The organism is Chitinimonas prasina, from assembly GCF_030160395.1.
GTDB lineage: Bacteria > Pseudomonadota > Gammaproteobacteria > Burkholderiales > Chitinimonadaceae > Chitinimonas > Chitinimonas prasina.
Genome location: NZ_BSOG01000002.1, coordinates 741,274 through 762,250, shown reverse-complemented (window position 1 = coordinate 762,250; position 20,977 = coordinate 741,274). Strand labels below are relative to the sequence as shown.

General features: G+C 60.6%; 22 protein-coding genes. 19 read left to right on the top strand and 3 right to left on the bottom strand.

Features of this window, described 5'->3' with window-relative positions; all coding sequences use genetic code 11:
* The first annotated feature begins 16 nt into the window (after positions 1 to 16).
* The 10 genes from truA to QQK16_RS10610 all read left to right on the top strand — a co-directional run bounded on the left by truA (position 17) and on the right by QQK16_RS10610 (position 9,877).
* Positions 17 to 799 (top strand): tRNA pseudouridine(38-40) synthase TruA, encoded by a 783-nt coding sequence (gene truA, locus QQK16_RS10655; RefSeq protein WP_284196443.1) that lies wholly within the window; start codon positions 17 to 19, stop codon positions 797 to 799.
* A gap of 24 nt (positions 800 to 823) precedes the next feature.
* Entirely contained in the window at positions 824 to 1,444 is a 621-nt protein-coding gene (locus tag QQK16_RS10650) for a phosphoribosylanthranilate isomerase (protein ID WP_284196442.1), read from the top strand.
* A 23-nt stretch (positions 1,445 to 1,467) separates the two neighbouring features.
* Entirely contained in the window at positions 1,468 to 2,691 is a 1,224-nt protein-coding gene (trpB, locus tag QQK16_RS10645) for a tryptophan synthase subunit beta (protein ID WP_284196441.1), read from the top strand.
* Positions 2,692 to 2,742: 51 nt separating this feature from the next.
* Positions 2,743 to 3,546 (top strand): tryptophan synthase subunit alpha, encoded by an 804-nt coding sequence (gene trpA / locus QQK16_RS10640; protein ID WP_284196440.1) that lies wholly within the window; start codon positions 2,743 to 2,745, stop codon positions 3,544 to 3,546.
* Positions 3,547 to 3,625: 79 nt separating this feature from the next.
* The gene (accD, locus tag QQK16_RS10635) at positions 3,626 to 4,495 is read left to right on the top strand and encodes an acetyl-CoA carboxylase, carboxyltransferase subunit beta (protein ID WP_284196439.1); all 870 of its coding nucleotides are present in this window, start codon (positions 3,626 to 3,628) and stop codon (positions 4,493 to 4,495) included.
* A gap of 69 nt (positions 4,496 to 4,564) precedes the next feature.
* A complete protein-coding gene (folC, locus tag QQK16_RS10630) occupies positions 4,565 to 5,833 on the top strand; it encodes a bifunctional tetrahydrofolate synthase/dihydrofolate synthase (RefSeq protein WP_284196438.1) in 1,269 nt (422 codons plus the stop codon).
* An 8-nt stretch (positions 5,834 to 5,841) separates the two neighbouring features.
* Positions 5,842 to 6,546, top strand: a complete 705-nt coding sequence (locus tag QQK16_RS10625; protein WP_284196437.1) for an SPOR domain-containing protein — start codon at positions 5,842 to 5,844, stop codon at positions 6,544 to 6,546.
* Positions 6,543 to 7,034 (top strand): CvpA family protein, encoded by a 492-nt coding sequence (locus tag QQK16_RS10620; protein ID WP_284196436.1) that lies wholly within the window; start codon positions 6,543 to 6,545, stop codon positions 7,032 to 7,034. The genes QQK16_RS10625 and QQK16_RS10620 overlap by 4 nt, the downstream gene beginning before the upstream one ends.
* A 204-nt stretch (positions 7,035 to 7,238) precedes the next feature.
* Positions 7,239 to 8,777 carry an amidophosphoribosyltransferase gene (gene purF, locus QQK16_RS10615; protein ID WP_284196435.1) on the top strand — a complete coding sequence of 513 codons (1,539 nt, stop codon included), beginning with the start codon at positions 7,239 to 7,241 and terminating at the stop codon, positions 8,775 to 8,777.
* Positions 8,778 to 9,274: 497 nt separating this feature from the next.
* Positions 9,275 to 9,877, top strand: coding sequence for a DUF2306 domain-containing protein (locus tag QQK16_RS10610; protein ID WP_284196434.1), 603 nt, complete (start codon positions 9,275 to 9,277; stop codon positions 9,875 to 9,877).
* 140 nt (positions 9,878 to 10,017) lie between these two features.
* On the opposite strand, the gene recA is transcribed toward QQK16_RS10610, so the two are convergent.
* The 3 genes from recA to earP all read right to left on the bottom strand — a co-directional run bounded on the left by recA (position 10,018) and on the right by earP (position 13,029).
* Entirely contained in the window at positions 10,018 to 11,064 is a 1,047-nt protein-coding gene (gene recA, locus QQK16_RS10605; protein WP_284196433.1) for a recombinase RecA, read from the bottom strand.
* 175 nt (positions 11,065 to 11,239) lie between these two features.
* Positions 11,240 to 11,803, bottom strand: a complete 564-nt coding sequence (gene efp, locus QQK16_RS10600) for an elongation factor P (RefSeq protein WP_284196432.1) — start codon at positions 11,801 to 11,803, stop codon at positions 11,240 to 11,242.
* Positions 11,804 to 11,892: 89 nt separating this feature from the next.
* Positions 11,893 to 13,029, bottom strand: a complete 1,137-nt coding sequence (gene earP / locus QQK16_RS10595) for an elongation factor P maturation arginine rhamnosyltransferase EarP (protein WP_284196431.1) — start codon at positions 13,027 to 13,029, stop codon at positions 11,893 to 11,895.
* A 98-nt stretch (positions 13,030 to 13,127) separates the two neighbouring features.
* Between earP and QQK16_RS10590 the strand changes: the two genes are divergently transcribed.
* The 9 genes from QQK16_RS10590 to QQK16_RS10550 are packed head-to-tail and all read left to right on the top strand — an operon-like array spanning position 13,128 to position 20,846.
* On the top strand, positions 13,128 to 14,426 hold the full coding sequence (locus QQK16_RS10590; RefSeq protein ID WP_284196430.1) for an NAD(P)/FAD-dependent oxidoreductase: 1,299 nt from the start codon (positions 13,128 to 13,130) through the stop codon (positions 14,424 to 14,426).
* Positions 14,419 to 15,234 carry a DUF1365 domain-containing protein gene (locus QQK16_RS10585; protein WP_284196429.1) on the top strand — a complete coding sequence of 272 codons (816 nt, stop codon included), beginning with the start codon at positions 14,419 to 14,421 and terminating at the stop codon, positions 15,232 to 15,234. The genes QQK16_RS10590 and QQK16_RS10585 overlap by 8 nt, the downstream gene beginning before the upstream one ends.
* Positions 15,231 to 16,442 (top strand): SAM-dependent methyltransferase, encoded by a 1,212-nt coding sequence (locus QQK16_RS10580; protein WP_284196428.1) that lies wholly within the window; start codon positions 15,231 to 15,233, stop codon positions 16,440 to 16,442. The genes QQK16_RS10585 and QQK16_RS10580 overlap by 4 nt, the downstream gene beginning before the upstream one ends.
* The gene (locus tag QQK16_RS10575) at positions 16,442 to 16,936 is read left to right on the top strand and encodes a chalcone isomerase family protein (protein ID WP_284196427.1); all 495 of its coding nucleotides are present in this window, start codon (positions 16,442 to 16,444) and stop codon (positions 16,934 to 16,936) included. Before QQK16_RS10580 ends, QQK16_RS10575 begins: the two co-directional genes overlap by 1 nt.
* Positions 16,933 to 18,201, top strand: coding sequence for an MFS transporter (locus QQK16_RS10570; protein WP_284196426.1), 1,269 nt, complete (start codon positions 16,933 to 16,935; stop codon positions 18,199 to 18,201). The genes QQK16_RS10575 and QQK16_RS10570 overlap by 4 nt, the downstream gene beginning before the upstream one ends.
* A complete protein-coding gene (locus QQK16_RS10565; RefSeq protein ID WP_284196425.1) occupies positions 18,198 to 18,722 on the top strand; it encodes a DUF3833 domain-containing protein in 525 nt (174 codons plus the stop codon). The genes QQK16_RS10570 and QQK16_RS10565 overlap by 4 nt, the downstream gene beginning before the upstream one ends.
* A gap of 11 nt (positions 18,723 to 18,733) precedes the next feature.
* Entirely contained in the window at positions 18,734 to 19,501 is a 768-nt protein-coding gene (locus QQK16_RS10560) for an SDR family NAD(P)-dependent oxidoreductase (protein ID WP_284196424.1), read from the top strand.
* Entirely contained in the window at positions 19,498 to 19,914 is a 417-nt protein-coding gene (locus QQK16_RS10555; RefSeq protein WP_284196423.1) for a nuclear transport factor 2 family protein, read from the top strand. The genes QQK16_RS10560 and QQK16_RS10555 overlap by 4 nt, the downstream gene beginning before the upstream one ends.
* On the top strand, positions 19,911 to 20,846 hold the full coding sequence (locus QQK16_RS10550) for a MerR family transcriptional regulator (RefSeq protein WP_284196422.1): 936 nt from the start codon (positions 19,911 to 19,913) through the stop codon (positions 20,844 to 20,846). The genes QQK16_RS10555 and QQK16_RS10550 overlap by 4 nt, the downstream gene beginning before the upstream one ends.
* Positions 20,847 to 20,977: the final 131 nt, after the last annotated feature.

Below are 20,977 nucleotides of genomic sequence, written 5' to 3'. Positions count from 1 at the left end.
GATATGGGTTGGTGTCATGCGCATTGCACTGGGTATTGAATATGATGGCCGTGTCTTCTGTGGCTGGCAGGCACAGCCCAGCGGCAGGAGCGTGCAGGATGCGCTGGAGGCGGCGATAGGGCGTATGGCCGGTGAGAAGGTGCGCTTGCACGCAGCAGGCCGTACCGATGCGGGGGTGCATGCCTGCCAACAGGTTGCCCATTTCGATACAGGAGCCAGACGGCCAGTGACAGCCTGGGTACGCGGCGTGAACAGTTTTCTGCCTGAAGGTGTGGCCGTGTTGTGGGCGCGTGAAATGGATGAGCGATTCCATGCCCGTTTCTCTGCCACGGCGCGGCATTATCGTTATCTGTTGCTGAATCATCCGGTCCGGTCGGCCATTCTGGCAGGGCGGGTGGGTTGGCACCATGCGCCGCTGGACGTGGAAGCCATGCGCGAGGCGGGTGGTTATTTGCTGGGCGAGCATGATTTTTCCAGTTTCCGCTCATCGGAGTGCCAGGCAGCCAGCCCGGTCAAGCGCATGACCCGTTTTGAGATTGTGCGCGAGGGCGACCTACTGCGCCTGGATGTCTCGGCTGGGGGCTTTCTTCACCATATGGTGCGCAACTTGACAGGGGCGCTGATCCATATCGGGAGGGGGGCGGCACACCCTGCCTGGATGGCGGAGTTGCTGGCGGCGCGTGATCGCACCATCGCGCCACCGACCTTTATGCCGGATGGCTTGTATTTTGCCGGTGTCAGCTATCCGGCTGACTTCGGCATTGCCAGCGAGCCCGCCTTCCGCCACTATCTGGTTTAGTCTGATTTCGCCATTGCTCCCCCCATGACAGCAAGAATCAAGATCTGCGGCCTGCGTGATGTCGCGACCGCCAGGGCCACTGCCGCGCTGGGTGCCGATGCCATAGGCTTGGTGTTCCACGAGGCCAGCCCGCGGCATGTGTCCATCAATACGGCGCACGAGATTGTGGCGGCCTTGCCCCCCTTCGTCAGCACCGTGGGCTTGTTCGTGGATGCCGACCCCAGTCTGGTGGAAGGGGTGCTGCGTACCCTGCCGCTGGATCTGCTGCAGTTCCATGGCGATGAGCCACCCGAATATTGCCGGGCATTTGGGCGGCCCTATATCAAGGCGGTGCGGGTAAAACCCGGCCTTGATTTGTTAGAATTGGCAGACCGCTATGCGGATGCCAGAGGATTGCTGTGTGATGCCTACTCGCCATTGGCGCATGGTGGCACGGGTGAGCGCTTTGACTGGAACTTGTTGCCAGCGTCGCTGCCCTTGCCATTGATACTGTCTGGCGGCCTGGATGCCACCAATGTGGCTGACGCGATCAGGGCGGTGCGCCCGTGGGCAGTGGATGTCTCCAGTGGCGTTGAGTCTCAGCGTGGCATCAAGGATCTCGACCGGGTGGCGCAGTTCATTGCAGCCGTCCGGCAACATCATTAAAGCCAGTTTCAACCGGAAAACCGATGCATATCAACGATCTACCTGTTCCTGATGTTTACGATCTGCCCGATGCCCGTGGCCGGTTTGGCGAGTATGGCGGTATCTACGTAGCCGAAACCTTGATGGCCGCGTTGGACGAGCTCAAGCAGGAGTACGCCCGTGCCAAGGCCGACAAGGCCTTCATGGACGAGTATCGCTATGAGCTCAAGCACTATGTGGGCCGTCCCAGCCCGATCTACCATGCCAAGCGCTGGTCCGAAGTGCTGGGTGGGGCACAGATCTATCTCAAGCGGGAAGACCTGAACCACACAGGTGCGCACAAGATCAACAACACCATAGGCCAGGCTCTGCTGGCGCGCCGCATGGGCAAGAAGCGGGTGATTGCCGAGACCGGTGCGGGCCAGCATGGCGTTGCCTCCGCTACAGTGGCTGCCCGTTATGGCATGGAGTGCGTGGTCTATATGGGCGCCGAGGATGTGCAGCGCCAGGCGGCCAATGTCTATCGCATGAAGCTGATGGGCGCTACCGTCGTGCCGGTGACATCGGGCTCACGCACCCTCAAGGATGCGCTGAATGAGGCTATGCGCGACTGGGTGACCAATGTCGACCATACCTTCTACATCTTGGGCACGGCAGCAGGCCCGCACCCCTATCCCATGCTGGTACGCGACTTCCAGGCGGTGATCGGCGAGGAGTCCAAGGTGCAGATGGTGGAGATGGCGGGGCGCCAGCCCGATGTGGTGGTGGCGTGCGTGGGTGGCGGCTCCAACGCCATCGGCATGTTCTATCCCTATATCCAGGTTCCTGGTGTGCGCATGATAGGCGTGGAAGCGGGTGGTGATGGCGTGGAGACCGGCCGCCACGCGGCGCCGCTGTCTGCAGGGCGTCCGGGCGTCTTGCACGGCAACCGTACCTACCTGATGCAGGATGCGCATGGCCAGATCATTGAGACCCATTCCATCTCGGCTGGGCTGGACTATCCTGGCGTGGGACCAGAACATAGCTACCTTAAGGACATGGGCAGGGTAGAATATACGGCTGCCAATGATGATGAGGCGCTGGCCGCCTTTCATGAGCTATGCCGTACCGAGGGGATTATCCCGGCGCTGGAGTCCAGCCATGCCTTGGCCTATGCCAAGCGCCTGGCGCCAACCCTGCCTCGCGATCAGATCATCCTGGTCAATTTGTCCGGCCGCGGCGACAAGGATATTCCGACTGTCGCCAAGCTGTCCGGTATCGAACTGTAAGCCTTTACCTATGCCGGCCGCGATTGCGGCCGGTGCGAGTCTTCTGACCTTATGGCCCGTATACAGACTGTTTTCTCTCGCCTGAAATCCCAGCAAAAGCAGGCGTTGATACCTTATATCACCGCTGGTGACCCGCACCCTGCTGCCACCGTGGGCCTGATGCATGCCCTGGTGGCTGGCGGTGCTGATATTGTTGAACTGGGCGTACCTTTCTCTGACCCCATGGCCGATGGTCCGGTGATTCAGAAGGCGTCCGAACGGGCGTTGGCGCATGGCGTCAGCCTGACCAGTGTACTGGACATGGTGCGTGACTTCCGCCGCCGCGATACAGAGACTCCCGTGGTACTGATGGGCTATGCCAACCCGGTGGAGGCGATGGGGTATGAAGTGTTCGCCAAGGCCGCCAGCGAGGCGGGTGTCGATGGTGTGCTCACTGTTGATTTGCCGCCCGAAGAGGCTGCAGCGCTGTCCGACACCCTCAAGGCACATGGACTGGACCCGATTTTCCTGCTGGCACCCACTACCCCCGATTGGCGTGTGGCGGAAGTGGCCAAGCATGCAGCCGGCTATGTCTACTATGTCTCGCTCAAGGGCGTGACAGGTGCCGCAACGCTGGATATCGACAGTGTTGCCAGCAAGCTGGCGCACCTGCGTGGCCAGTTGAGCCTGCCCATAGGCGTGGGTTTTGGCATACGCGATGCAGCATCGGCGCAGGCTGTGGCAAGGATTGCCGATTCGGTGATCATAGGCAGCCGCCTGGTGCAGGAGGTCGAGGAGCATGGCGCTGATGCGGCGGTGAGGCTGACAGCCTTCCTGCGCGAGGTGCGTAGCGCCATGGATGCGGCCCGACAATAATCCCAAACAGGGCCGCCCATGCGGCCCTTTGATTTTTCAAGCGCTTGGTTGAGATGACCAAACAGCGTAGGAGATATGCATGAGCTGGTTGCAGAAACTGCTGCCCCCCAAGATCAAGGCCAAACCTACCGGCCCCAGCAAGTCGGTGCCGGAAGGTTTGTGGAGCAAGTGTTCGGCCTGTGAGGCCGTGCTGTACCGGACTGATCTGGAGAACAATCTGGAAGTGTGCCCGAAGTGCGGCCATCACAATGCCGTAACAGCGCGCCGCCGGCTGGATTTGATGCTGGATGTGGAGGGCAGGGTAGAAATAGGCGCCGAGGTGCGACCCACCGATTTCCTCAAGTTCAAGGATTCAAAACGCTATCCAGAGCGGTTGGAAGCTGCCCGTGAAAACAGTGGCGAAGAAGACGCCATGGTGGTGATGCAGGGCGCTATCCATACCTTGCCGGTAGTGATAGCCGCGTTCGAGTTCAAGTTCATCGGTGGCTCCATGGGTTCGGTGGTGGGCGAGCGCTTTGTGCGTGGTGCGCAGGCAGCCATCGACAATGGCTGTCCCTTCATCTGCGTATCGGCCTCGGGCGGTGCACGCATGCAGGAGGGCCTGATGTCGTTGATGCAGATGGCCAAGACCAGCGCCATCCTGACTCGCCTTGCGGATAAGGGGCTGCCCTTTATTTCGCTGCTGACCGACCCCACCATGGGTGGGGTGTCTGCCTCGTTTGCCTTCCTCGGCGATGTGGTGATAGCTGAACCGGGCGCGCTGATCGGCTTTGCCGGCCCACGCGTGATCGAGCAGACGGTGCGGGAGACGCTGCCAGAGGGCTTCCAGCGGGCGGAATTCCTGCTGGAAAAAGGCGCCATTGATATGATCGTGGACCGCCGCGAGCTGCGTCAGCGCTTGGCGGCACTGATTACGCTATTGAGCAAACAGCCCGCAGTGGCGGTTTGATTGCAAGACTAAGGCTTAACCAGACACGGCCGCGCGATGCGGCCGTGTCTGTTATCGGAATGGATAAGCATGCGCTTTGATGCGAAAACCCTGCCGGAATGGCTGCAACATCTGGAGTTGCTGCATCCCAGTGCTATCGACATGGGGCTGGCCCGAGTGGCCCAGGTACGGGATGCCATGGGGCTGCGACCTGCGTTTCCCGTCATCATTGTGGGTGGCACCAATGGCAAGGGATCGACCTGCGCCATGCTGTCGGCCGCCTACCGGGCGGCGGGCTTCAAGGTGGGCACCTATGCCAGCCCGCACCTGCTGCATTACAACGAACGTGTTGCCATCAACCTGGTGCCGGCCAGCGATGAAGATATTGTGGCGGGCCTGCGCGCGGTCGAGACGGCGCGGCGCGATACGTCGCTTACCTATTTCGAGTTTGGCACCTTGGCGGCCATGCACCACTTCATGGCGGCGAATGTGGATGTCGCTGTGCTGGAGGTAGGCCTGGGTGGGCGCCTGGATGCAGTGAATGCCTTCGAGCCCGATGTGGCGGCGGTGGTCAGCGTGGATCTGGATCACCAGGGATTTCTGGGCGATACCCGCGAGGCCATCGGCTTTGAGAAGGCGGGTATCTTCCGGACTGGCAAGCCGGCGTTCTGTGCCGACCCCAGGCCGCCGCAAAGCCTGCTGGACCATGCAGCCGCCATCGGGGCCGACCTGCAGGTGATAGGACGCGACTTCAGCTACGTCAACGAAACCACGCAGTGGCGTTGGCGCGGCCGCCATGGGCAGAAGCCAGGACTGCCTTTTCCGGCCCTGCGCGGCGCTTTTCAGTTGGGCAATGCCAGCCTGGTGATTGCCATACTGGATGCCTTGCATGATCGTGTACCGGTAGGCATAGGTGATATCAAGCGCGGCCTACTGGAAGTGACGCTGGCGGGGCGTTACCAGGTGTTGCCGGGGCGTCCCTCCATAGTGCTGGATGTGGCTCATAATCCCCATGCTGCCGGGGCGCTGGCGCAGAATCTGTTGAACCAGGGCTTCTTCGAGACCACCCATGCCATCTTCAGTGGGCTGGCGGACAAGGATATTGCAGGTGTACTGGCGCTGTTGCATGACAAGATCGACGTCTGGCATGTGCCTGCCCTGGACGTACCGCGGGCGGAGTCGCCCGAGGTCATCGCCGGGCTGATTGCAGCCTCTGGCGCACGTGGCCGCGTACATATTTATCCCGATGTTGCAGAGGCTTATGCTGCAGCGAGGCTGGCAGCCGGGGAAAATGATAGAATCGCGGCCTTTGGATGTTTCAAGGTCGTGGCCGATGTACTTGCACTGAAGCCACGCTGAAGACAGATATGGCCGACGCCCCGATCAGCGAAGAACTCACTACCCTCAAGAAACGTGCGCGCCGCCGCCTGGTGGGGGCCGTTGCCCTGGTGCTGGTGGCGCTGGTGGTGTTGTGGACGGTAATGGATGACAAACCGCCGCAAAGCCTGGCGAGCGAGCCCGTGGCCATCGTCAGCACGACGCCGGGGCTGGCTGGTACGGTGACACCGACGCCAGCGCCGGCACCGTTTCCGCCGTTGCCGCAAGTCGAGGCAACCAAGCCGGCACAGCAGCCGGTGACGCCTCCGGTGGGCGAAACTACGCCTGTTGCCAAGCCCGAGCCCCAGGTCAAGCCGGTGGCTAAGCCAGAGGCCAAACCAGAAGCCAAGCCAGTAGAGAAAAAGCCCGAGAGCAAGCCTGCCGAGGTGCACAAGGACCCTGCCAGGATCCTGGCTGGCATAGAGGAAGAGGCCGATATTGCAGCCAAGCCCAAGCCGGCCACCGATACGCGGTTCTTCTTGCAACTGGGTGCCTTTGCCGACAAGGACAAGGCGTTGGGGCTGGTAGCCAAGGCCAGAGGTACTGGGGTGACAGTACAGACCGAGGCGATCAAGACCGACAAAGGGGCGCTGACGCGCTTGCGGGCAGGGCCGTATGATAACCGGGATGCTGCCGAGAAAGCCCATGCCAAGCTGGCTGGGGCCGGCATATCTAGCACCATTGTTGGCAAATGACAGGGTTTGACTACGCGGTTCTGGTGATAGTCGGGATGTCAGTCCTGTTGGCGGTGTTGCGCGGCGGGGTATCCGAGATACTGTCGCTGGCCGCCTGGATACTGGGTTTCTGGCTGGCGCAGCGGTATGCCGCCACGGTTGGCGCCTTGCTGCCGGCGGATGTTCCCACGACCGAACTGCGCCTGATTGCGGGCTTTGTCGGCATATTGCTGGGTGTGTGGTTTGTCTCGGCTATCGTACGCATTACGGTGGCTCAGTTTCTGAAGGCCAGCGGCATGGCGCCGCTGGATCGGTTTATCGGGGCCTTGTTCGGTTTGGCCCGAGGGGTGTTGATCGTGCTGGCCATGGTGATCGTGGCTGGCCTGACTAGCCTGCCGCGCGAGAACATTTGGCGCGATGCCATGTTCAGCCCGCCTTTCGAGGCCTTGGCGGTCACGATCAAACCCTGGTTGCCGCCGCAGTTGGCGGCCTATATTAAGTTTGAGTAGAGGGACATCAGGGACCACTTTTCGTCGTGATGCGGTGTCACCAGGAGAGCCCCCGTTCGCCTAGCCTCATGGGGCTAGGCCGGTATGGTTCCAATATGCGCCGCCTTCACCCGCAAACAGCGGTGTCTGGCGATCTTCTACAGGGTCTGTCTGGTCGGGAGTACCCGGGACAGGCCGTACTGGTTTGTAAAGCAAGGAAGCATCATGTGCGGCATTCTCGGTGTGGTGGCAAAGACGCCTGTTAACCAACTGCTCTATGACGGTCTGCTCGTCCTGCAGCATCGCGGCCAGGATGCCGCAGGTATCGTGACGGCGGAACAGAGCGGCGTGATGCATATGCATAAGGGACAGGGCCTGGTGGCGGATGTGTTCCGTACCCGCAATATGCGCTCCCTGATGGGCAACATCGGCATAGGTCATGTCCGCTATCCCACGGCGGGTTCGGCATCCAGCCTGGCAGAAGCACAGCCGTTTTACGTCAACAGCCCTTTCGGCATTGTCCTGGCGCACAACGGCAACCTGACCAATCACAAGGAGTTGAAGGAGGCGATGTACCGCAATGATTTGCGCCACATCAACACCAATTCGGATTCCGAAGCCCTGCTGAATGTCTTTGCCTACGAGCTGCAGAAGCGAGCCATTGGATTCGCGCTCAAGCCCGACACCATATTCGACGCCATTGCCGCCGTGCATCGCCGGGTCAAGGGTGCCTATGCCGTGGTAGCCATCATCGCCGGTTACGGCCTGGTGGCTTTCCGTGATCCGCACGGTATTCGGCCGCTGGTACTGGGTGAGCATGAGACGGCCGAAGGTACGGAATACCTAGTGGCCAGCGAGTCGGTGGCGCTCGATACCATAGGCTTCAAGATGGTGCGCGACGTGGCACCCGGTGAAGCCCTGTTCATCACCATGGATGGCCAGTTCCACAGCCGGCAATGTGCCGACAAGGCGACGTTGATCCCATGCATTTTCGAGCACGTCTACTTTGCCCGCCCCGATTCGGTCATGGACGGTATCTCGGTGTACCAGGCACGCCTCAATATGGGCGACAACCTGGCGGAGAAGATACGCCGCGAACTGCCTGAGATGGATATCGATGTGGTGATCCCCATCCCCGATACCAGCCGCGCCAGCGCCCTGCAGTTGGCCAATCACCTGGGCCTGCCTTATCGCGAGGGCTTTCAGAAGAATCGCTATATCGGCCGGACTTTCATCATGCCGGGCCAGGCTACCCGCAAGAAGTCGGTGCGCCAGAAGCTCAATGCCATAGGCGTGGAGTTCAAGGGGCGCAATGTGTTGCTGGTGGACGACTCCATCGTGCGCGGCACTACCTCCAAGGAGATTGTGATGATGGCGCGCGAAGCGGGCGCCAACAAGGTCTACTTTGCCTCGGCGGCGCCACCGGTACGCTTTCCGCATGTGTACGGCATTGATATGCCCACCCGTGCCGAACTGATTGCGACCGGCCGTAATGATGCCCAGATCGCCAAGGAGATCAGCGCTGATGCGGTGTTCTACCAGGATCTCGACGCGCTGGTGCAGGCAGTCGGCGATGCCAGCCAGGGCAGCATCACGGTGTTCGAGACTTCCTGTTTCTCTGGCGAATACATTACCGGCGATGTGGATGCCGCCTACCTGGATGAGATGGAAAACCGTCGCGCCAGTCCTTTGTCCAAGGACAATGACGGTGGTAGCCGCGTGCTGGACATGAATGTCGGTGTTGCAGAGCAGAACCTGATCTAGCACCGGTACAGCCTGTCTGACGGAATGCCTGCGCTTGGCTCAGGTTAGCCAAAACCCACCGCGAGGTGGGTTTTGTGCTTTGGGTGGTCGGTAGCAGGGGGGCGTTGCAATGTGTCGGTTTGATCTGCATTTCGTCCCATATCTTCTGCATTCTGTCCGGCAGGCCTGTCTCACTGCGAATTGCTAATCCACAGTGCTGGTTATCCCAAGTACCTGATGAGGCATCGATGATTTCGCCAACGTCCGTTCTACCGCGTGAAACAACTGCAACGCGGGTACTCGAGGTAGCAGACCTCTCCGCCAACCCTGATTTTTCGCGTCGGACGCTGACTTGGGCGGGGCGGCTCTGGTTCGGTGTAGTAGTGCTGGGACAGCTAATGTTCGTTGCCTACTTGCTGGCATTTTACGGCCGGTATGGTATGGCAGGGGACTTCGAGGCCTGGAACAGAGTTGTACCACACGCCCACAGGGCTGGAGATGCTCTCGGCAATACGGCCATGGCGCTGCATGTCGCACTGGCTGCGCTGGTGATCGCAGGTGGACTGCTACAGTTGTTGCCTTGGCTCAGGCGGCGTTTGGCTGGCCTGCATCGCTGGAATGGGCGGGTTTATATGCTGGGGGCCCTGGCTGCCAGTGGCGCAGGGCTTTACATGGTATGGATACGCGGTGCGGTGGGTGATATGGGTCAGCATCTTGGACTGACACTCAATGCCGTACTGATCTGGGGCTTTGTGGCACTGGCCTGGCGGGCTGCCAGGCGAGGGCAGTTTGTCGAGCATCGTCGGTGGGCCATGCGGCTGTTCATGGTTGTCAGTGGCGTATGGTTCTTCCGGGTGGGTTTGATGTTCTGGATTCTGGTGAACGGTGGCCCGGTAGGCTTTGACCCTGACAGTTTTACCGGGCCTTTCCTGACTACGCTTGCATTTGTGGACTATCTGCTGCCGTTGGCTGTGCTGGAGCTGTACTTTTTTGCTGAGTCACAGGCGGGTGTCAAGGTGCGACTCGCTGTGGCCACCTTGTTGGCGGGATTAAGCGTAGCCATTGGAGTGGGTGCTACGATGGCGGCGATGGCTATGTGGTTTCCTAGAATGGTAGGTTGAGCGTTTAGAGCCTGCTCCAAGTCTTGTTGCTCCGTCGCAAACGCTGGGCTAGCAATCTTGCCCACGAATAGTGTGGTAACGAACAAGCAAAAGCCCACTGAGCGTGGGCTTTTGCTGTACTGGCTGAGGCGGAGGCAGGATCAGGCGAGATCCAGATCGGCCTCGTCTTCTTCCTGCTGTTCGACTGGCAGCGGTGCGCTGATGCCTACTGCCGCGCGGATCTTGCCCTCGATTTCGCGGGCGATGGCCTGGTTTTCCTTCAGGTACTCACGGGCATTATCCTTGCCCTGGCCTATCTTGTTGCCTTGGTAAGCGTACCAAGCACCGGACTTGTCCACGATCTTGTGCAGCACGCCCAGCTCGATGATCTCACCTTCGCGGCTGATGCCCTGACCGTAAAGGATATCGAAGTTGGCTTCGCGGAAAGGGGGCGAGACCTTGTTCTTGACGACCTTGACGCGGGTTTCGTTACCGGCGACTTCTTCGCCTTTCTTGATGGCGCCGGTACGACGGATATCGAGTCGGACCGAGGCGTAGAACTTGAGCGCGTTACCGCCAGTGGTGGTTTCGGGGTTGCCGAACATCACGCCTATCTTCATGCGGATCTGGTTGATGAAGATAACCAGGGTATTGGTGCGCTTGATATTGCCGGTCAGCTTGCGCAGTGCCTGCGACATCAGGCGGGCCTGCAGGCCGACATGGCTGTCGCCCATTTCGCCTTCGATTTCAGCCTTGGGTACCAGGGCGGCGACAGAGTCCACCACGATGATGTCCACGCCACCGGAGCGCACCAGCATATCGGCGATTTCAAGGGCCTGTTCACCAGTATCGGGCTGCGAGATCAGCATGTCGGCCACGTTGACGCCCAGCTTGCCGGCGTAGACGGGGTCGAGTGCATTTTCGGCATCGATATAGGCGGCAACGCCACCCAGCTTTTGAATCTCGGCCACAACCTGCAGGCAGAGGGTGGTCTTGCCCGAGGATTCCGGGCCGTAGATCTCCACCACACGGCCACGGGGTAGGCCGCCAACGCCAAGTGCCAGATCCAGGCCCAGCGAGCCGGTGGAAACCACCTGCAGATCGTTTTCGATCTGTGCTTCGCCCATCTTCATGATGGAACCCTTGCCGAACTGCTTTTCGATCTGAGCCAGCGCGGCCGCGAGGGCCTTGCTCTTGTTGTCGTCCATGGTGTTTTCCCTTTGCGTGGAGAACGTTCGTTCACCGATAAGAATGGGCGGAATATAGCACATGTGCCGATGCTGTAAAGCACCTGTGTGCAGATATTCAGGCTGGGTGGCCTGGGCCTGTTGCAAATACAAAAGGGCAGCCCTGGGGCTGCCCTTTGCTAACGGCTCGGAAGGCTTAGGCGCGCTTCTTGAACTCGTTGGTGCGGGTGTCGATTTCGATCTTGTCGCCGATTTCGATGAAGGCGGCAACTGGCAGCTCGAAGGCAGTGCCCTTGAGCTTGGCAGGCTTCATGACCTTGCCCGAGGTGTCGCCACGCACGGCGGGTTCGGTGTATTCCACTTCGCGCACGATGGTGGTGGGCAGTTCGACCGAGATGGCGCGGCCATCGTAGAACACCACTTCGCAGACGTCATCCATGCCGTCGACCAGGAAGTTCATGGTGTCGCCGAGGTTTTCGGCTTCGACTTCATACTGGTTGAACTCGGTATCCATGAAGACATACATGGGATCGGCGAAGTAGGAGTAGGTGCATTCCTTCTTTTCCAGCACGACCACGTCGAACTTTTCATCTGCCTTGTAAACGGATTCGGAGCCCGAACCGGTCAGCAGGTTCTTCATCTTCATCTTCACGACCGAGGCATTCCGGCCGGACTTGCTGTATTCAGCCTTCAACACGACCATGGGCTGACCATCGACCATGGCCACATTGCCGGCGCGGAGTTCTTGTGCGGTTTTCATGCTGGTAGATCCTGCGAAAAAGATAAGCGTTTGATAAAACGCAGCATTATAGCCGCCCACAGGCTGTTAGCGCCACCTCGCCGGAAGGCTTATTGCGGCTGGGTACTTTTTTCTGTAGCAAACGCTGCAAGTTGTTGCGCCAAATCGGCTCGTTCGGCCTGTTGCGCACACCAGCGTAGCGCCTGCTGCCGCAAGGCCGGGCCGTGTGCGGCAAGAGTTGGCCAGGCGGCGCTGCAGGTCTTACCGTCGCCATGGTTCCAGGCACGCCAGAATGCCCTCAGGCTATCGGCTGCAGGGGCTGCCAGTGTCTCGCTGTAACGGTGCATGAAGGCTTCCAGCTTGACCATGTGGGCGGCATCGTCCTGCGGGTAGATATGCCAGACCAGGGGCTGGCCAGCCCACTGTGCCCGTACAAACGAATCCTCCCCCCGCACGAAATTCCAGTCGCAGGCCCAGAGCAGCTTGTCGTAGTCGGGCTGTGGCAGAAATGGCAGGGCATGCAGTAGCAACCGACCCAGGCGGATGCTACTACCCACAGTAAAGGGCCGTTCCAGCCAGGCTTCCACCTGCTGCCTGGGTTTGCCATCCGCCACCAGCAAGGTGAGTTCCTGGTTCAGGCGCCAGTGCTGCAGCAGTGCGGGCAGGGCAGGGTTGTCGTAGCAGAACAGGGAAACCAGCGGCTGTGTCGGCTGGGGGGGGCTGATGCCCAGGCCTTGCAGGAACTCACCCTTGTCGAACGCCGTCCGCTGGTTGAGCAGACCGGCCTCGCGTAGCAAGCCACCGGTGGCTGGGGTAAAGCCAGGGAAGAAGAAATAGTGGGTCAACGGCAACCTGGGGTGGCGGGAGCCCAGCCTGTGACAGCCCTCGATCCAGTCCTCGGCTGTGAGGTAGTCGAGATTGATCCAGACGGGTTTGGGCTGGCTTGTTGCCATGGCGGCGAGAAAAGCTTCCGGCGGGTTGCAGGCAAATGCCTCGATCACCACCGCGTGCGGTGCCACCGCCATCCAGGGGCTGCACCAGTGCCGTATTTCCACGCCATCGCAGTGCTGTTGGGTTACCGAGCCATTTATCGCCGGATTGAGACAGGCGAATGCGGCCAGGTCGTCTACCCACAAGCGTACTGGCTCCTTGCGCTCCTGCGCCAGTTGTCGTGCCAGGCGCCAGCAGACGCCTATGTCCCCATAGTTGTCTATGACGGTACAGAAAATATCCCAGGAGAGTCGCATGGGTCGATTTTACCTTGCTCGGGGTAGTGGTAAGTCTACTTTGCAGACGTACTGTACAAAGCATTGACATAAATTTGATGCCAGCCTAGAGTGAAGGCATGGAAACCACTCCCCACCCCTTGCCTGAAGGCGCCAGCATTGCCGTTGTCGGCGCTGGTATTGCTGGCCTTGCATCTGCCTGGCTGCTGGCCCGGCGCTATAGAGTAACGCTGCTTGAGTCTGGCGATTATTTCGGTGGCCATACCAATACGGTGGACGTGACCCTGGAAGGCCAGACCTACCCGGTGGATACCGGCTTTCTGGTGCACAACGAGCTGACATACCCTAATCTGATTGCCATGTTCCAGCACCTGGATGTGGCGGTTTTTCCCAGTGACATGTCTTTTGGCGTGTCCATCAGCGACCCTGATATCGAATGGGCCGGCACCAGCCTGGCTACAGTGTTTGCGCAGAAGCGCAACCTGTTGCGGCCTGCCTATCTGGCCATGCTGGCCGACATCATGCGTTTCAATCGCGCCGCGCCGGCATACCTGCAAGAAGCCAGCCAGAGAGGCTGGACGCTGGGTGAGCTACTGTCCGCACACGGCTATGGCAAGCCCATGCGGGATTGGTATCTGCTGCCTATGGCGGCGGCCATCTGGTCTTCATCCGTACAGGACATTCTGGGTTTCCCTGCAGAAACCTTCCTCCGCTTCTGCCTGAACCATCGCCTGCTGCAAGTGGCTGGTCGGCCGCAGTGGCGTACTGTGCTGGGGGGGGCGCGGGAGTATGTAAAGAAGTTGCTGGAAGGCGTACAGGATGCACGCCTGGCCAGCCCGGTCAGCAAGATACAGCGCGACGAATCCGGCGTAAGCCTCACCTTGCCCGCTGGCAAGGAGCGGTTCGATGCGGTGGTGTTGGCATGCCATGCACCGACCAGCCTGGCCATGCTGGATGCAGACGACGCCGAGCGTCAGGTGCTGGCGGGTTTCAGCTACCAGCCCAACCGCGCCTTGCTGCATACCGATCGTCGCTTGCTTCCCCGTCGGGAGAAGGTTTGGTCTGCCTGGAACTACCTGGCCGCAGCGGGTGATGCACAGTCGCGGCCGGTGGCTGTGAGCTATCTGCTCAACCAGCTGCAACCCCTGCCGTTCAAGACCCCCGTGGTGGTCACGCTGAACCCGCATACCGAACCTGCGCCGGAATCCTTGATTGCTAGCTTCGACTATGAGCATCCCGTCATGAATCAAGCTGCGGTAGCGGCGCAGGCGCGATTGCCACAGATACAGGGGCGCCGCCGTACCTGGTTCTGCGGTGCCTGGGCTGGCTATGGCTTTCATGAAGATGGCTTGAAGTCTGCTCTGCGGGTTGCTCGCGACCTGGGTGTTACGCCGCCTTGGGAGGCGGTCTATGACTAAGCCGGCGGAACAAGGGGCGGTACAGTTTTGCCGGGGCAGGGTACTGCATGCACGCAGCCGCCCGCGCCTCAATCGCTTTGTTTACCCGGTGTTCTTTCTGCGCTTGCGGCTGACCGACCCCGCAGGTTTGCGGGCTGCCAGTGGCCCCTGGTTTGGCTACCAGCGAGCGGGTCTGTTGAGCTTCCATGATCGCGACCATGGTGGGCGCGATGGTGGCGATCTGTTGGCCTGGCTGGACGGCCGTCTTGCGGCTGCGGGAATGCAGCGGCCTGATGGCGACGTCTGGCTGCAGACCTTTCCCCGCCTGATGGGCTATGCCTTCAAGCCGGTCAGCTTCTGGTTTTGCCATGACCGTAGCGGCGCGCTGACATTGCTACTGGCCGAGGTAAACAACACCTTTGGCGAGCGACATCAGTATGTGCTCGCCCCGCCGAATGGCGGAGTGATCGATAACGATACCTTGCTGAGCTGCAGCAAGGTGTTCCATGTCTCGCCCTTCTGTGAGGTCAAGGGCAGTTATCGGTTTCGGATTCGCCGGCATGGCGATCTGCATATGGCTGGCATTGACTATTACGACGGCCAGGATCAAGCACGGCCCCTGCTCAAGACGGCGTTATGGGGCAGGGCCGAGTCCTTGCGTGCTGGCCGCGTGCTTGCCGCCGTGCTAGCCATGCCCTTCATGACCCTGGGCGTGGTAGCAAGAATACATTGGCAGGCGCTGCGCCTGTGGGGGAAGGGCGTGCCTTTTTTCCGCAAACCCGCTGCGCCTGAACGAGAAGTCACCCATAACATCGAGGTAATTCGATGAACCGCAACGATCTGGTGCTGCCATACCGAACAGAGGGGCTGCCGCTGGGTGCCCGACTGTTTGTGGGCATGCTGAAAAAGCTGTCAACGGGCTCGCTGACCCTGGTGGACCCCCAGGGCCAGGTAGCCCATTTCGGCATGCTGGGCGCCTGTCCCCATGCCGAGCTAAAGGTGCATGACTGGCGTGCTGCTACCGCCATTCTGCGGCAAGGCGATATCGGTTTTGCCGAGAGCTACAAGCAGGGTTGGGTAGACAGCAGCGATATGCTGGCCTTGTTCACGCTGGCTCTGCGCAATGAGGCAGCAATGAGCCAGGCCGTCAACGGTCGCTGGTGGGCGCTGCTGCTCAAGCGGCTGACGCATCTGGTCTTGCGAGACAACAATCGTCGCGGTAGCCGCCGCAATATCTCGGCACACTACGATCTAGGCAATCCCTTCTACCAGTTGTGGCTTGATCCCTCGATGTCTTATTCGGCCGCGCTGTTTCAGCATGGCTCAGAGCAGACACTTGAAGCGGCGCAATGGGCCAAGTATGACCGCATTCTGGATCAACTGAATGCTGTACCGGGGCAAACGGTGTTGGAGATTGGTTGCGGCTGGGGGGGCTTTGCCGAGCGTGCTGCCCAGCGTGGCCTGAAGGTGCATGGTGTAACGCTATCTACTGAGCAATTGGCCTGGGCTCAGGCACGTATGGAGCGCCTGGGGCTGAGTGAGCAGGTCAACCTGACGCTGACCGACTATCGCGATATCGAGGGACAATTCGACCATATCGTCTCCATCGAGATGGTGGAGGCCGTTGGAGAGCGTTGGTGGCCGACCTACTTTGCCAAGCTGGCCAGCTTGCGCAAACCGGGTGGGCGCGTGGTCATACAGTCCATCGATATCGTGGACGAGCGATTTGAGAGCTACCGTAGCGGCACGGATTTCATCCAGCAGTACATCTTTCCTGGCGGGATGCTGCCCAGCCCGCAGCGCTTTGAGGCGCAAGCCCGCGCCGCCGGCCTTTTGGTCCTGGATCAACTGGAGTTCGGCCTGGATTACGCGGCAACCTTGCGCCTTTGGCGCATGCGCTTTGAAGAGGCGCTGGAGACGGTGCGTGCCCAGGGTTACGACGAGGCGTTCATCCGGCTGTGGCGCATGTACTTCATCTACTGCGAGGCGGGCTTTCGTGAAGGTCGAACCGGGGTGAGGCAATGGACACTGGGTTGATGCGATTGCTGCTGGTGGTCTTTTTGTCAGTTGCCGCCCAGGCAAGCTGGCGCGATGCCTTGCCTGGTGCGAGAACGGTAGGGCAGGGGGAGATGCGCTGGTTTGGCCTCAAGCTCTATCGTGCCGAACTGCTAAGCCACAGCGGTAAATACGATCCCCAGCAGGGCCATGCCCTGGTGCTCACTTATGCACGTAGCTTCAAGGCGGACCGCATCATTGATGCAAGCCTGGAGCAGATGGCGAGGCTGGGTGCGCCCAGGGCACGTTTTGATGATTGGACCGCGCATATGCGACGCGGTTTTGTCGATGTCAGCGAGGGCGATGCCTTGGTGGGCGTGCTGCAGCCGGGCAAAGGCATACGCTTTTATGCGGGCGAGCGGCTGACGGCCGACATTGACGACCCGGAGTTTGCCCGATGGTTTTTTGCTATCTGGCTGGATGCGCGCACCAGTGAGCCCGGTCTGCGCAAGCAGTTACTGGGCGGCGCGCCATGAAAACCACCGGCCTGCTCGCCTACGCCGCACTGGGGTGGCCGCTGGCCATGGCGGCCTTGCCTGTCTATGTGACTGCACCACAGTTCTATGGTGCGGAGCTGGGGCTCAATCTGGCCAGCCTGGGCCTGGTGCTGTTTCTGGCGCGCCTGGTTGATACGGTTCAGGACCCCTGGTTGGGCCGCCTGGTAGACGCCTGGCAGCACAAGCCTGCAGGCTGGCGGCGACTGATGCTGCTGGGGGGGGCTACGCTGGCGGCTAGCCTGTTTGCCTTGTTCACGCCGCCGCAACTGGCCAGTTGGGGCCTGCATGCCTGGCTGGCTGTCTGCCTGGTAGTGGTCTATACGGCCCACAGTCTGGTCAACATCTGCTACCTGGCCTGGGGTGCCAGGCTTACCGATGAAGTGGATGCGCGCTCGCGGGTGACCGCATGGCGTGAGGCAACGGGACTGGCGGGGGTGCTGCTGGCCTCGGTACTCCCGGTTTGGCTGGTACAGCAATTTGGTGCGCGACTGGGTTACAGCGTCTACGCCTTGGTGTTTGCAGTCGTGCTGTTGATGGCCCTGGCCTACACCCTTCACTGGTCCCCGCCGCCATTGCTGCCACCGAAACGGGCAGGCTCCAATTGGCGCCAGCTGCTGCAACCGCCGGCCATACGACGGTTGATGTTGATTTACCTGATCAACTCCCTGGCTGTGGCACTGCCCGCCACGCTGGTGCTGTTCTATATCGCCGATGTATTGCAGGCACCTGCTGCTGCCGGCGGCCTGCTGCTGGTTTATTTTCTGGCCGGTGCCCTTACCTTGCCCTGCTGGGTAATGCTGGCCGACCGCATAGGCAAGGCCAGGGCCTGGTTGGTGGGCATGGTGCTTGGAAGTTGCGCATTTTTCTGGGCGGCTAGCCTGGGGAGCGGCGATGTCTGGCAGTTTGGCCTCGTCTGCCTGCTGTCGGGCATGGCACTGGGCGCTGATCTGGCATTGCCGCCCGCCTTGCTGGCCGATCTGATCCCGTCTGGGCTGCGCCAGGATACCGGGCTTTACTTCGGATTCTGGGCCATGCTGGGCAAGCTGGCATTGGCCCTGGCTGCCGGGCTCGCGCTACCGCTGTTGCATGGCCTTGGCTATGTGCCGGGCAGTTCTGCGGCTGCCGGGGCGCTGGCCATGATCTATGCCGGCGTGCCCTGCGTGCTCAAGCTGTTCAACGGCTTGCTGCTCTTGGGGTCGAGCACCGCATTCAATCCTCAACCTCTGCCGGAGCCCACCCCATGAAACGCTTGTTGGTCATGCTGATTGCCTGTTTCTTGTTGGGCTGCGCTGGGGTGGATGTCAACCACTACGCACGCCAAGGGCCGACCCTGGATCTGCCCAGTTATTTCAATGGCACCATTGATGCCTGGGGTGTGTTTCAGAAGCGAAATGGAGAGGTGGCCCGCCGATTCAAGGTGGAGATGCGCTGTAGCTGGGTGGGTGACACCGGCACGCTGGATGAGCGTTTTGTCTATGACGATGGCGAGACGCAGCGGCGCGTCTGGACCCTTAACCGGCAGGCTGATGGCACTTGGCATGGCCGTGCCGACGATGTGCTGGGCGTAGCGGTGGGCCGTGTGGCCGGCAATGCCCTGCACTGGCGCTACACCCTCAAACTGCCAGTGGATGGGACGGTTTATGAGGTGGTTTTCGACGACTGGATGTGGCTGCTGGACGAGCAGACCATGTTCAACCGCTCTACCATGTCCAAGTTCGGCGTGAACCTCGGTGAGGTCTCGCTGTTCTTTCGCAAGCGGTCGTGATTATGGCCACCATGAACCGACCGATACAGGACTGGCGCACGCAGCGGGTGTGGCTGGTAGGTGCTTCCAGCGGGATAGGGGAGGCCTTTGCCCAAGCCTTGCTCGCCGCAGGGGCCAAGGTGATCTTGTCTGCCAGGCGGGAGAGCGAACTGCGGCGGGTGGCGGGTTCGCATGCACTGGCGGCAGTCGTGGCTTTTGACGCTGCCGCCGAGGCAGAGTGGCCGGCGGCCCATGCCAAGGCGGAGGCAGCCTTTGGTGGCCTGGACCTGGTGGTGTTTTTGGCGGCGCGCTATGAGCCGCAGCGTGCCTGGGAGCTGGATGCTGCTGCCGCGACGCGTAGCTTTGAGCTCAATGTGCTGAGTGTATATCGAGGCTTGACGCTGGTACTGCCCGCCATGTTGGCTAACGGCTGTGGCGGTGTCGCGCTGGTTGCCAGTGTGTCGGGCTATACCGGTCTGCCCAAGGCTTCGGTCTATGGCGCTACCAAGGCGGCGCTGATCAATCTGGCCGAGACGCTGTACTTTGACCTAGCACCCCGTGGCTTGGCCATCTACCTGGTCAATCCTGGCTTTGTCGCCACGCCCATGACCCGCGCCAACGATTTCAGCATGCCTGAGTTGATGACGCCACAAGCGGCTGCCCAAGCCATGCTGGCGGGCATGGCGGCCGGACGCTTCGAGATTCGTTTTCCCCGTCGTTTCACCAGCATGCTGTGGTGGCTGAGCAGGCTGCCCTATAGCTGGCGCTTTCCCTTGCTGCACAAGGTTACCGGACTATGAAGCCCCGCTTTGAAGAGATCATCCGCTGGTTTGAGTCACTGACGCCGACCAGCCTGACCGGCATTGCTCACTATTACGCCCCCCAGGCTCGGTTCAGGGATCCGTTCAATGATGTGCGGGGCCTGCCCGCCATCGAACGTATCTACCAGCACATGTTCGACACGCTTGCACAGCCCCGCTTTGTGGTGGAGAGCAGTATTGTCGAAGCGGAACGCGCCTTTGTTGTCTGGCGCTTCGAGTTTGGCTTGCGTGGTCGTGCCATGGTGATACGTGGCGGCTCACAGCTGGAGCTGGACAGCCAGGGCTTGATCGTATTGCACCACGACTATTGGGATGCCGCCGAGCAGCTCTATGAGCATGTGCCGGTGCTGGGTGCGGTGTTGCGCATGATTAAACGAAGGCTGGCAACATGAGTGCATCTGGTCAAGAGGAGCGCGGCTTGCAGATGCCGATTGGGGCGGTCGAGAAGGAAACCAGGGTATCCAAGGAGCTGTTAAGGATGTGGGAGCGTCGTTATGGCTTCCCTTTACCCGATCGCGATGAGAGTGGTGATCGGGTCTACAGCCGCGAGACGGTGGAGAAGCTCAAGCTGATACGCCTGTTGATAGACCGGGGATACCGCCCAGGCCGCCTGATGAATATGCAGCTGGCGGCCTTGCGAGACTTGCAGGCAGGTGCGCCACGGCAGGGCGTGCCGGTGGCTACGTCTCTGCCCGTGGGGCCGGGGGATGAGTTGGTTGCACTGCTGCAGCAGAACGATGTGGACGGGATGCGGCGCTGGTTGAGCCAGCAGCTGATAGACCACGGCTTGCGCAGGTTTGTGACGGTCAGCCTGCAGCATGCCAACCAGGCTGTTGGTACGGCATGGCAGCGAGGAGAATTGGCCATCCATGCTGAACACCTCTACACCGAGCAAGTGCAGATGATGCTGCGTCAGGCGCTGCTGCAACTGTATCCGATGGGGCAGGCGCCTCGCGTCTTGGTGACCACGATGCCGGATGAGCCGCATCAGCTTGGTATGCTGATGGCGGAGGTCATGCTCTGGCTGGAAGGTTGCATCATACTGCCCATGGGCACCGAACTGCCGCTGGCGGATATCGCCGCTGCGGCCATTGCCCATCAGGTAGATGTGGTGGCCTTGTCCTTCAGTGCTGCCTATGGCGAGCAGGCGGCACGCCAGATGCTGAATAGCTTGGCGGGCAGGCTGCCTGACGGTATTCAGATCTGGGCTGGGGGCAGCGGTGTGCGCCCAGACGACGGGCTGGCCAGCAGCATTCGTATCGTGGCTAGCCTGGACCAGATAGGTGCCGTGGCCAAGGCGTGGCGTACAGCACGATCCCTATAGAGCGGCTAACAAGACCCTTTGGGGGTGGTGTGCGAGCTTGCCGTACCCACGTACTGTCAGCTGCGCGCGCCTGCTGCGCGCGCCATCTCTCGCACGCCTAGCCAGAACCGCTACGCTGGGTTTTGATAGCC